The organism is Gracilibacillus dipsosauri (assembly GCF_003176895.1).
In the GTDB taxonomy this organism is placed as follows: Bacteria; Bacillota; Bacilli; order Bacillales; family Amphibacillaceae; genus Gracilibacillus; species Gracilibacillus dipsosauri.
Window position 1 is genome coordinate 83357 of the sequence record NZ_QGTD01000001.1, and the last position, 12224, is coordinate 95580.

The 12224-nt window shown below is 39.4% G+C and carries 12 protein-coding genes; 3 read left to right on the forward strand and 9 right to left on the reverse strand.

The window, feature by feature from the left end:
• Window positions 1-19: 19 nt before the first annotated feature.
• The 5 genes from narI to ric form a co-directional block, all read right to left on the reverse strand.
• Complete coding sequence (gene narI / locus DLJ74_RS00415) at window positions 20-709, reverse strand: respiratory nitrate reductase subunit gamma (RefSeq protein WP_109982885.1); 690 nt, start codon at window positions 707-709, stop codon at window positions 20-22.
• Entirely contained in the window at window positions 706-1281 is a 576-nt protein-coding gene (gene narJ, locus DLJ74_RS00420; RefSeq protein ID WP_109982886.1) for a nitrate reductase molybdenum cofactor assembly chaperone, read from the reverse strand. Before narJ ends, narI begins: the two co-directional genes overlap by 4 nt.
• Window positions 1274-2809: a nitrate reductase subunit beta gene (gene narH / locus DLJ74_RS00425; RefSeq protein ID WP_109982887.1), complete on the reverse strand. Its 1536-nt coding sequence runs from the start codon at window positions 2807-2809 to the stop codon at window positions 1274-1276. Before narH ends, narJ begins: the two co-directional genes overlap by 8 nt.
• Window positions 2799-6476 carry a nitrate reductase subunit alpha gene (locus DLJ74_RS00430; protein WP_109982888.1) on the reverse strand — a complete coding sequence of 1226 codons (3678 nt, stop codon included), beginning with the start codon at window positions 6474-6476 and terminating at the stop codon, window positions 2799-2801. Before DLJ74_RS00430 ends, narH begins: the two co-directional genes overlap by 11 nt.
• A 169-nt stretch (window positions 6477-6645) precedes the next feature.
• On the reverse strand, window positions 6646-7353 hold the full coding sequence (gene ric / locus DLJ74_RS00435; RefSeq protein WP_109982889.1) for an iron-sulfur cluster repair di-iron protein: 708 nt from the start codon (window positions 7351-7353) through the stop codon (window positions 6646-6648).
• 296 nt (window positions 7354-7649) lie between these two features.
• Here ric and DLJ74_RS00440 point away from each other — a divergent pair, with 296 nt between their 5' ends.
• Entirely contained in the window at window positions 7650-8075 is a 426-nt protein-coding gene (locus DLJ74_RS00440) for a hypothetical protein (RefSeq protein ID WP_109982890.1), read from the forward strand.
• A 17-nt stretch (window positions 8076-8092) separates the two neighbouring features.
• Here DLJ74_RS00440 and DLJ74_RS00445 read toward each other — a convergent pair whose 3' ends face one another.
• From DLJ74_RS00445 to DLJ74_RS00455, 3 genes are read right to left on the reverse strand one after another with little or no spacing between them, the layout of a single operon-like run.
• Window positions 8093-8737, reverse strand: coding sequence for an O-methyltransferase (locus DLJ74_RS00445; protein ID WP_109982891.1), 645 nt, complete (start codon window positions 8735-8737; stop codon window positions 8093-8095).
• Window positions 8738-8760: 23 nt separating this feature from the next.
• Complete coding sequence (fosM, locus tag DLJ74_RS00450; RefSeq protein WP_054860437.1) at window positions 8761-9183, reverse strand: FosM family fosfomycin resistance protein; 423 nt, start codon at window positions 9181-9183, stop codon at window positions 8761-8763.
• 17 nt (window positions 9184-9200) lie between these two features.
• On the reverse strand, window positions 9201-10190 hold the full coding sequence (locus DLJ74_RS00455; protein WP_109982892.1) for a zinc-binding dehydrogenase: 990 nt from the start codon (window positions 10188-10190) through the stop codon (window positions 9201-9203).
• A 151-nt stretch (window positions 10191-10341) separates the two neighbouring features.
• Here DLJ74_RS00455 and DLJ74_RS00460 point away from each other — a divergent pair, with 151 nt between their 5' ends.
• Both DLJ74_RS00460 and DLJ74_RS00465 read left to right on the forward strand, forming a co-directional pair.
• Window positions 10342-11157 (forward strand): helix-turn-helix transcriptional regulator, encoded by an 816-nt coding sequence (locus tag DLJ74_RS00460; protein WP_109982983.1) that lies wholly within the window; start codon window positions 10342-10344, stop codon window positions 11155-11157.
• Between the two features lie 82 nt (window positions 11158-11239).
• Entirely contained in the window at window positions 11240-11665 is a 426-nt protein-coding gene (locus DLJ74_RS00465) for a VOC family protein (RefSeq protein ID WP_245902223.1), read from the forward strand.
• A 37-nt stretch (window positions 11666-11702) separates the two neighbouring features.
• Here DLJ74_RS00465 and DLJ74_RS00470 read toward each other — a convergent pair whose 3' ends face one another.
• Window positions 11703-12173, reverse strand: coding sequence for a metal-dependent hydrolase (locus DLJ74_RS00470; protein ID WP_109982893.1), 471 nt, complete (start codon window positions 12171-12173; stop codon window positions 11703-11705).
• Between the last annotated feature and the right edge of the window lie 51 nt (window positions 12174-12224).

Below are 12224 nucleotides of genomic sequence, written 5' to 3' on the forward strand. Positions count from 1 at the left end.
GCTAACTCTATAATCATGGTTAAGACGTTTTTCTTTTTTTATGTCTTCTATATAGAATATAACTTCTACCAATATAATTCAATGGTACACTCCACACGTGAACCAAACGTGTAAAGGGCCATATAGCAAAAATGAGAAAGCCAGTAAATACATGAAGCTTAAAGGTTAGCGGAACATCTGTCATATAAGAAGGATCTGGTCGAAAAATAAGTAGGTCCCGAAACCATACAGAAATCGTCTCACGGTAATCAAAGTCATGCTGCACGTTATTCGTAACTAATGTGGAATAAACACCCATAAACACAATAAATAACAGCAAAATATTAACAATGATATCCGATGTAGAGCTTAGCTTACGGACCGATTCTTTCGTAATACGTCTAGAGGTTAGAAGTAGCATTCCCGCTAAAGTAACCACACCAAAAAATCCACCAGCATAAACAGCCCCAATATGATATAGGTGATCATTTACACCTAATGCCTCCATCCAGGACTTCGGTATCCCTAGTCCTGCCACATGGCCTAATATAACGGGTATTATCCCGATGTGGAATAATAAACTACCGATCATGAGCTGTTTTTTCTCAATAAATTCACTAGATTTCGCCGTCCAACTAAATTGATCGTGCTTATAGCGATAGAAATGCCCGATTAAAAATGAAGCAATGCAAAGATAAGGGAAAATCACCCACAAAAATTGATTTATCATTTGGATTCAACCTCCTGCTTTAGCACACAGGATTTCATCAGCTCACGCATCCCTTGAATTAAATAGAAATAAGGACTATTTTGTTTTTCCAAGGTCTGCAATAAGTGATAGGTCCCGTCTTCGATTACAGCAAATAATAACGAGAAACTCTCTAGTGATCGTTCATCTTCTAGCCAATCTGCAGCAAAGATAAATTCACACATTAATGGTAGATAGTCTGAAAGTTCTGCTTGATCCATATTTAATCCATACATCTCATATAAGACCTTAAGGCGGGCAAGCATTTGCCCACGCTCCTTACTATCTTCGAATTTAGCATAGGTCATGTATAAGGTTGCTTTTTTCTGAAAATCAAATGTTTCAATATATTGCTCTTGAATCTTATCCAGCTCATCGAATTTACCGATCTTATCCCAATACGACCGAATAGATGAAAGTCCCGGCATACCTGATGCAAAAGTTGCCTCAAAGAATTCCTCGTTAAAGATCGATAACTCCTCCGGATAGGAGAGATGTTGACTGAAAAAATCAAATGCTTGCTTATATTGATTTAATTTTTCTAAATTAATCACGCCAAATCCCTCCATAGAAGGTTTCTTCGTATATTTCCTTTCCTGATTTCTCCACTGGCATAGATGGACCACATCCGTCACAGCCCATATCATAGCCTTCAGATCCTTGCGCACGATACGTATCCATATATCCTTCCTTATGGGAGGTAGGAATAACGAAACGATCCTCATATTTAGCGATGGAAAGCAAGCGATACATTTGCTGTGTTTGATGTGCAGAAAGACCAACCCGGTCTAGACGGGATTCGTCGAATTCTTTTCCACTTGATAAAGCGCGCATATAGGACCGCATCATGGCCATTCGCTGCAATGCTTCTTTTACTGCATCGGCATCACCAGCTGTTAACATATTAGCTAAATACTGAATCGGTGTACGCATTTCCTCAATAGCTGGGAAAATAGCATCCGGATTTTTAATCGAATCCCTTCCTTCGAAATAACTCATAATCGGACTAAGTGGTGGCACATACCATACCATCGGCAATGTTCGATACTCTGGGTGTAATGGAAAGGCTAGTTTATATTCGATGGCAAGCTTATATACTGGTGAATTTTGTGCTGCTTCAATCCAATCCTCTGAAATCCCATCTTTTCTTGCTTGCTTAATTATTTCCGGATCATGTGGATCTAGAAATAGATCACATTGTGCTTCATACAAATCTTTTTCATCAGGAGTTGATGCTGCCTCTAAGACACGATCAGCATCATAAAGGAGTACTCCTAAATAACGAATTCTCCCCGTACATGTTTCAGAGCAAACAGTTGGGAGGCCTGATTCGATCCTTGGAAAACAGAAGGTACATTTTTCTGCTTTATTTGTTTGCCAGTTAAAGTACACTTTTTTATACGGGCAGCCTGTCATGCAATAACGCCAGCCACGGCATGCCTCTTGATCCACTAAAACAATCCCATCTTCGTCTCGCTTGTACATAGCTCCAGATGGACATGATGCCACACAGCTTGGATTGAGGCAGTGTTCACAAAGCCTTGGTAAATACATCATAAATGCTTGCTCAAAATTAAATTTAATCTCTTCTTCGATTTTTTCCACATTCGGATCTTTCGGTCCAGTGACATGTGCCCCAGCTAAATCATCCTCCCAGTTTGGCCCCCATTTGACCTCCATTTTCTCACCAGTGACTGCTGAATGAGGTCGCGCAACAGGCTGATGCTTTTTTTCCTCTGAAGTGGTTAAATGCTCGTAATTATAAGTCCATGGCTCGTAATAATCCTTCATTTCTGGCATATCTGGGTTATAAAAGATTTTCCCCATTGCGATTTTGGATAGCTTGGAGCCAGATTTGAGCTCCAGCTTCCCTTTTCGCATTTGCCAGCCACCTTTATATTGTTCCTGATCCTCCCATCGCTTTGGATAGCCCATTCCTGGTTTTGTCTCAACATTGTTAAACCACATATACTCTGCTCCCGGGCGATTGGTCCAGGTGCTCTTACACGTAACACTACAGGTGTGGCAGCCAATACATTTGTCTAAGTTCATAACCATTGCCACTTGTGCTTTAATCTTCAAGCCAATCAACCTCCTTCATTTTCCGAACCGCTACATATTCATCTCGCTGATTACCAATAGGTCCATAGTAGTTGAAACCATAGCTTAGCTGTGCATATCCTCCAACCATTTGTGTTGGCTTCACGTGAATCCGTGTCGGGGCATTATGGCTTCCACCACGTTCACCTGTAAGCTCCGATCCGGGCACATTAATATGCTTATCCTGTGCATGATACATAAACATGGTTCCTTGTGGCATTCGGTGACTGACGACGGCACGTGCTGTAACGACACCATTTCGATTGTAGACCTCTAGCCAATCATTGTCCTCGATATGATGTGCTTTTGCATCGAGATCACTTATCCATACCGTTGGTCCTCCTCTAAACAAGGTGAGCATGTGCAAGTTATCTTGGTAGGTAGAATGGATATTCCATTTTCCGTGTGGCGTCAAATAACGCAATACGAGAGCATCCTTCCCTCCGATTACCTTCTGATCATGCTTTCCAAAGACCATTGGTGGCAGTGTAGGTTTATAAATTGGCAATGACTCCCCAAACTGTATAAAGATTTCATGATCGATATAAAAATGCTGTCTTCCAGTCAATGTTCTAAATGGCACTAATCTCTCAATATTTGTCGTGAATGGAGAATAGCGTTTCTTCCCTTTGTTGGACCCAGTGAATACAGGTGTCGGAATCACTTCACGTGGCTGTGCAGTGATTTGGTCAAAGGTAATCCGTTCTGCTTCCCTATCGGATGAGATATCCTTTAATTCCATTCCTGTGTCAGCTTCTAATGACTTATATGCTCGTTGAGAAACGGCTCCATTCGTTGCGGAGGAGATGTGAAGCATTGCATTGGCTACCTGTCTCGCTGTTTCCATTTTCGGTAACCCATTTTTAATGGTTTCATCAAAATGTGTACCATTAATTAATTTCAATTCCTCATACTCTTCCTTAACAGAGAAATTAACCCCATGTGCACCAATTTTTCCTTTTTCAATATTCGGACCTAAGGTGACATATTTATCGTAGATTTTCGTATAGTCCCGTTCAACGATTTGAATATTCGGCATTGTTTTTCCTGGGATAGCCTCGATCTCCCCTTTTTTCCAATCCTTCACTAATCCATTCGGTTGCGCCATTTCACTAGGTGAATCATGACCAAGTGGAGCTGTGACCACATCCTGATAGGTTTCAGGTAAACGCTCTTCCGCCATTTTGGAAAAGGTTTTTGCAAGGGATCGATAAATGTCCCAATCAGAGCGTGATTCCCATAATGGATCAATGGCTGGATTAAATGGGTGAACAAATGGATGCATATCGGTTGATGAAAGATCTGTTTTTTCATACCATGTTGCAGCAGGCAAGACTATATCTGCATACATGGGGGTTGCTGTCATACGGAAATCTAATGCTACTAACAGATCTAGCTTTCCTTCAATCTCCTCTTGACGCCATTTGATCTCCTCGGGCTTTTCTTCATCATTTTGCTTAGAGAGCAAGCCATCATGTGTACCAAGTAAATGCTTCATAAAGTATTCCTGACCTTTTGCAGAGCTTGAAATAAGATTGGAACGCCATACGAATAAGGAACGCGGGAAATTCTCTTCTGCATCTGGGTCCTCAATCGCAAAGCTCAGCTCATTAGACTTAAGCTTTTCAACCGTGTGCTGAATAATCTCTTCTTTTGTCGTTTTACCCAGTTTTTTCGCTTCTTCTGCTAATTTTAAGCTATTCTGATTAAACTGCGGGTAGGATGGTAACCAGCCTAATCGTGCTGCTAAAGCATTATAATCCGCAGGGTGCTGATAACGAATTTTTTTACTTGTTGGTGATTTTAGCGAGTCATTTCCCATCTCTTCATATTTCCATTGATCGGAAGCAAAATAGAAAAAGGATGTTGCATTTTGTAAGCGTGGTGGACCTTGCCAATCCTTCGCAAATGCAATGGATGACCAGCCTTCGATTGGTCGACATTTTTCTTGACCAACATAATGAGCCCAGCCTCCTCCATTTTTACCTTGAGATGCAGTTAAAATAACTAAGTTTAAAATAGCGCGATAAATAGTGTCACTGTTAAACCAATGGTTAATCCCTGCCCCCATAATGATCATAGATCTTCCATCAGTATCGATGGCATTTTGTGCAAACTCTCGCGCAACTTGTGTCACGATCGATGCCTTTACTCCAGTAATTTTTTCTTGCCATGCGGGAGTATAATGAGATTTATCATCCTCGTATCCCTGCGACTCAAGGGGACTATTCGCTTTTTTCACACCATATTGGCTGATCATTAAATCATAAACTGTCGTAATTTTTCTTACGGTACCATCCTTTAAGGTAATGGTTTTTGCTGGGATTGGACGGTTAAAGGTACCGTTCCCTTGATTATCAAAAAATGGAAAGGTAATTTCCTCCCACTTCGCATCAAGTGGGACAATTGATAGGGCAGGATCCACCTTCGTTCCGTCTTCATTCTCTAATTTTAAATTCCATTGTTTCCCTTCCTCCCAGCGTTGCCCCATTGTGCCATTTGGCACAAGCATTTCTTTTGTTCTTTCATCGTAAATAACCGGCTTCCAATCAGCATGTTCGGTCTCATAGCCAAGATCACTTGCTCGTAAGAACCTCCCAGCTTTTAACCTGCCATCCTCCTCATCTAACAAAAGTAAAAATGGCATGTCGGTATACTGTTTGGCATAATTAATAAACATTGGCTCTTTTCGTTGTTCATAAAAATCATCTAAAATAACATGTGTCATCGCTTGTGCTAGTGCAGCATCTGTCCCGGGATTTGGTGACAACCAATTATCTGCAAATTTGACATTTTCAGCATAGTCCGGTGCCACGGAAACAACTTTTGCCCCTTTATAACGTACCTCTGTCATAAAATGGGCATCTGGTGTACGGGTTAATGGTACATTAGAGCCCCACATAATTAAGTAACCGGCATTATACCAATCTGATGATTCTGGTACATCTGTCTGCTCTCCCCAAATTTGTGGAGAAGATGGCGGTAAATCCGCATACCAATCATAGAAACTCAACATTTCGCCACCGATTAAGTTAATAAAGCGAGCACCGGAAGCATAGCTAATCATGGACATAGCTGGAATAGGAGTAAATCCTGCGATACGGTCCGGTCCATATTTTTTTATTGTATAAATTAATTGAGCTGAAATTAGTTCAAGTGCAGCCTCCCATGTTACTCTAACGTGACCACCCTTACCGCGTGCTTGTTTGTACAGCTTTGATTTCTCTTCATCTTCGACAATACTTGCCCATGCCTTCACTGGGTCTTCATGTACTTCTATTGCTTCTCTCCATAAGCGCCAAAGCTTGCCTCTCATATAAGGATACTTGACACGAAGAGGACTATATTCATACCAAGAAAAGGAAGCACCACGTGGACATCCCCGCGGTTCAAATTCTGGCATATCAGGCCCACAGGATGGATAATCCACCTGCTGATTCTCCCATGTGATGATGCCGTTTTTCACAAACACCTTCCAGCTACAAGAACCTGTACAGTTAACACCATGTGTGGTTCGCACAACCTTATCATGTGACCATCTGTTACGATACATATTCTCCCAGTCTCGATTTTTTTCTTCTAAAAGTGACCAATTTCCAGCATATTTTTCTACTGGTTTAAAATATCTCAAGCCAACCTTCCGTTTCATCTCGATCTTTCACCCCATTCATTAATGCTAGGTTAATAATTTGTTAGGGAATCATTTATAACCTTTTCTAGTATCTATTATGAATGGAAATCATCACTTCTCCTATTAGGGAATTTCCTATTCATCCGGCAAAAGCCCCTTTAGTTTCGAAATAAAAAAAGGAGCCTCCCTAAAGAAGGTCTCCGCTTTGTCTTACTTTTTTAAACAATACATGATTTTCGATATGAATATGATCACATGTGTCTTTTTCTAATTCATTTAGTCTTTTATAAACTAGCTGAAAGGTGTTACACGCGTCTGCTGGTGGCTGGAAGTCATTTGTGATTTCCCTTAATTCATGTAATAAACCACCAGTTAGGTCATGCTTGCTTTCTAGCTCGAACAAATAAGCATCTACTTTTTTTCTAAGTTTTTCTGATGGTTCTGTTTGATAGGTTTCCAGTATTGGAAAGATATACTGATCCTCCTTATTCATCATGTTAAGAAGTTCTATACGCAATCTATCAAATAGCTGTTTCACTTTTCTTAGTTCCGTTTGTTTCTCTCCATGTACCATAGCCACTTTTTTCACAATTGAAGAAAGGCCTACTAATTCCTCTTTTAGATAACGATGATGCTTCATTTGGATATAATTGATTAAAGTGATTGTATCAAATGCTTTTGGCTTTAGACCGTGGTAATTCTTCTTCCGTGTTTCCACATCTTTAATTTCAAATAAAATCTTTTCTGGATCATACCCCCTTTTTGTTGCCGCTTCTTTTAGTGATGCTTTCCCATCACAATAGTAATCTATCCTTTTATGTCGAAATAAATCCGTTGTCTGAGGTAATTCGGCAACAATCTCCGATACTAGTGTATCAAGTGTTATTTGAGGCATTTCCTCCCATCCTCTCCTCGTATTCTCCCTATCTCTTCCTCAATATAAGGAAAACAGCTAGAAGTCGTCTATTCGGAAATTCCCTATAATCCGTTTAAAAAATGAGTATAAATTTTTCATGAGGTTCCCTATAAGCAAACCACCTATATTCATTCAGGGAATTCCCTAATCTTAAAAACTTCTATGCTATGCTACGATAAAGTAAGACTTAGGATGGTGGATAGTTATCAAACTATCAACGGAATAGTAAGCTCAATGACAAGAAAAAAACGAAAATGATTGAGGAGGAATGCTTCATGACAGGACCATCTTTAAAACAATTACATGCTCATCATGCAATTCATGCAGGTGCACTTGCTGGGGCGATTGCGAAGACGGAGGAGCTCAAGCAATTCATGCGTGAAGAGAATGTAGATAAAATTAATATGGCTGTTTCTGAATTGCTTGATTATTGGGAAAGTAGAATTATTAGTCATGCCGATGCAGAAGAGGAGGAGAATGGGTTTTATCAAGAGATTATAGAGCTTAAGCCTTTATTAAAAGAGGAAATTGTGGCATTAAAACGGGATCACAATCTACTGAGAACCATTGCTGAACAAATAAAAACACAAATGGAGGAGGAAGGCTTCTCTATAGAGATACTGGAAAAATTTCAAGCATTGATTATTGTGAACGAAATTCATAGCCACGATGAGGAGCAAATCTTATTAGCAAATGAGTAAAGTGATAAGTAAATTGTTCACTTATCACTTTTCACTTTTGAAATAGTTAGCCCATCTCCAATTGGAAGGATAATCGATTCTAATTTAGGATGACTAGCAACTTTTTGGTTAAATTGCTTCATCCGTTCTGTACGTGGCTTTGGCTCGATACTAGCATCTGCTACACTACCAGCTGCTAGCACATTATCGGCGATCGCTAAAGCGTCCGGTTCTGCTAGCTTGATACAATAATCTAAATAGTTCTCATAATTCCCTTTATCTGCATCAATAAAGAAAAAATCAAATTTTTTATTTTCAGAAGCTAATTTTTCAAGGCTTTTGAGAGCAGGCCCAGTAATATAATTAACTTGATTGCCATAGCCTGCTTTTTTTAGATTTTTATGTGCAAGTGTTGCATATTTTTCTTCTAACTCCAGCGAGGTTATTCTGCCATTCTTCTGAAATCCTCTTGCAAGGCAAATTCCGCTATAGCCTGCAAGCGCCCCTATTTCTAGTAGATTTTTTGCCCCTGAAATAGATACAAGCATGGTTAAGAGCTTGCCTGAAGAAGGCGATACCGAGATAGATGGCATGTCATTTTCCTTAATAGATTCTATAACTTCTTCTAATAATGGGTCCTGTTTGGCAAACAGATTATCTATATATTGATTGACCTTTTTCATGTCCCTTCCACTCCTTTTTATCCTTATAAATAAAACTCCATATGCTTCTTACTTTGTTGATAATAATGTAGTCTATCCTCTAAAGTTCCTGTATGGAACTCAAACTTATGCCCATCTGGATCGGTAAAATAAATAGATTTCTTATCACGCGTATCTCTTTCTCTACCTGAAAGTATATTTACATCTAATTCTTTTAATTTGTTGTAAATTTCGCTATATTCCTTCTCCTCAATAGAAAAGGCAATATGTGTATAAGAGCTATGAATCTCATTACGAGGAATATTTTTTTCCTCATTCAATGCAAGCCACATCCCAAGTAAATCAAAATAAGCTGTCGTATTTCCTTTTACTAATAGCTTTGCTTCGAACACATCCCGATAAAACTTTATCGATTTTTCCAAATTAGAAACGGAAAATAATAGATGATTTAATCCCTTAATTGGCAAGCTACATCCGCCCTTTCTTAAGTCTCCTCCTGCATATGGACAATCATTTTTCCTCGCACGTGTCGGCCCTTTAATTTCTTTAGTCCTTCAGGCAACTCTTTACGGGAAAGAACTTCCGTTACCATGGCATCAAGCCTTTTATCCTTCACCCTTTGCATTAATTCTTGCGCCATGTAAGCTAAATTTCTCCTTGCACGTGCAGATCCACTTTGATGGGCAGCCCCTAGCGCTACTTCATGGATGGATGGAGATAAGGTAAAAGGCTTCACGTCAGAAGTGTCAGGTCCTCCTGCTATATAGGCTAATTGACCAGAAAAAGTAAGGCGTTTTAGGTCTTCTGTTGCTTCTTTTCGTCCTACTGTATTCAAAATAAGGTCAACACCTTCACCATTTGTCTCGTCTAAGATTCGGCTAGTTACATCCTCTGTGCGATAGTCAATGGCTATATCTGCACCAAGCTGTTTAACCCAAGAATGGTTATAGGAAGAGGCCGTGGTAAAAACTTTTAATCCTAATTCTTTAGCTAGCTGAATCGCGAATCCCCCTACTCCACCAGATCCGGCATGGATTAAGATAGATTTTTTCTGAAAATGGTTTAATTTTTGTACAATTCCTTCATATGCTGTCATTCCTGCACAGAGAATGGTAGCAGCTTGATCAAAAGAAACACCATCAGGGATTTTTGCTGTAACATCTGAATCTACTACTGCTTTTTCAGCAAAGGCGCCATTATTCGATAAATTAGTATGACAGGCCACACGATCTCCTCTATTAAATCCATGTACTTCTGAACCTATTTCTACAACCTCTCCTGTTAAATCAACCCCAACTACATGTGGATACTTCCAATACGGATTGCCATTTTCGATCATTTTATAATCGACTGGGTTTAATGCCGTACTGATAATTTTTACAACCAATTGATTTTTTTCAGGACTAACATCCGCGATTTCCCCCCACGTTAGGTTTTCTATCTTTCCAGGTTCTTCTATATACCATGCCTTCATCTATTCTCAACTCCTTTTTTCACCCTGTTTTAACATTATGATACCATCTTTATCCAGATCACTAAATCATATTGCATCTGTTGTTCATGAAAGTGATGTTATTATGATAAAATATATTTAACTTTGCTAGGAATGGAGGGAATGGTTGATTATGACAGAATTTCTAACCTATCATCCACCACCACCTTTGTCGGATTATGTTCATATCTTTTGGTACAGCAATGGACTTCAATCACCCCACGAAAAAGAACGCGTACTCCCGGATGGATCAATAGAATTAGTGATCAATTTACGAGAAGATATCATCAAGCTATATGATAAAGAGACGCATGATCACTTTACAAGTTATCAGGGGAGCATCATTTCTGGTCCTCATTCAGATTTTGTTGTGATCGATACCGCAAGTCAAACGAATACGGTAGGTATTCATTTTAAGCCTGGAGGTGCTTTTCCTTTTTTCCCAGTTGCGATTTACGAGTTATGGAATACCCATCTTTCTTTGGAGCAATTATGGGGCGATAAAGTAAAGGCATTACGTGAAAGGCTACTTGAGGCTCGCTCACCTACTTTTATGTTCCACATCTTGGAGCAATTTTTAATAAAGATGAAAAAGGATACAACCAACCACCCAATTATCACCTATGCCCTAGCTAAATTTCAATCACCAGAATATCCGCTTCGAATTAGCGATATCACTGATCAAATCAATCTAAGCCCTCGGCACTTTATCGATATTTTCAAAAAAGAAGTTGGTCTGACACCTAAGCAATTTTGGCGTGTACAACGATTTCAACATATCCTCAGCTCCATTCACAAAGTAGATTCAATTGATTGGATGGATATCGCACTAGCATGTGGATATTATGATCAGGCCCATTTCATTCACGATTTCCGTTCCTTTTCAGGCATAAAACCAACAGCCTATCAATCGAATCAAGATTTTAAAAATCACGTTCCGCTTTTTTAGATAGGTCATTTTTTTACAATAATAAATGACATGTGCTGATTATAATGAATGTAACAAATATTTTTGAATGGAGGAGATTATTATGTATCCTATTCCTAGAGGCCATCACACTGTAGCACCCTATATGATTATTAGAGAAGCTGCCAAAGCGATAGAATTTTATAAGAAGGCATTTGGTGCAAGTGAGGTAATGTGCCTAAAAAATGATAATGGAAAGATAAAGCATGCAGAAATTAAAATTGGGGATTCCATCATCATGATAGTGGACGAGTTCCCAGACTTTGAATTAATGCGCGGTCCCCAGTCGCTTGGTGGTTCTTCTATGCATATTTTCCTTTATGTAGAAGATGTAGACTCTCTCTACCGGCAAGCAATGGAAGCTGGTGCAAAAGAGTTAGCACCAGTAGAGGATCAAGCAGATGGAGATAGGCGAGGAGGATTAATCGATCCATTTGGACATATTTGGTGGATGGCCACACATGTGAAGGATGTTCGATTAGAGGGATAATTCGGGGCGGGCGTTTGACAATGTCCGCCCTTTTCTATTATAAAATTAGATCCTTCCCAAAATAGATGGTCACTAGCGTTAACCCCAATAGAACGATATTCTCTACCGTTCCACCAGTTTTTGTTGTGATTGGGAAGCGAATGGTGATACTGACTGGATAAAAAAGCTTAATTCCATTTTTCGTTGCAGCATCCAAAATAAAATGGCTTACCATTCCTACCAGAACTCCCATAATAATCGATGAATTATCTGTGAAAAGAGTTAATAAATAGCCAACTAGTAACAAAAATAAGAGGCTATGGGTAAAGGTTCTGTGGCCAAATATTGTATTGATTACTTTTGAAATAAGCGGAAACCTTCTACCAATTTTACTTCCACCATGGCAAATGTCAGGCAAAACAGCCCCAAAAGCCCCTGCAATAATAAAAATAGTAGGGTCATAGTGTTGATAATGGACAACAGCGGCAGCCGATGCTATCCCTCCCATAATATGTGTCTTTCCTGTCATTTTACTTCTCCTTATATGTACTGTCTTTAGTAGTGATTGATGCAGATAAGG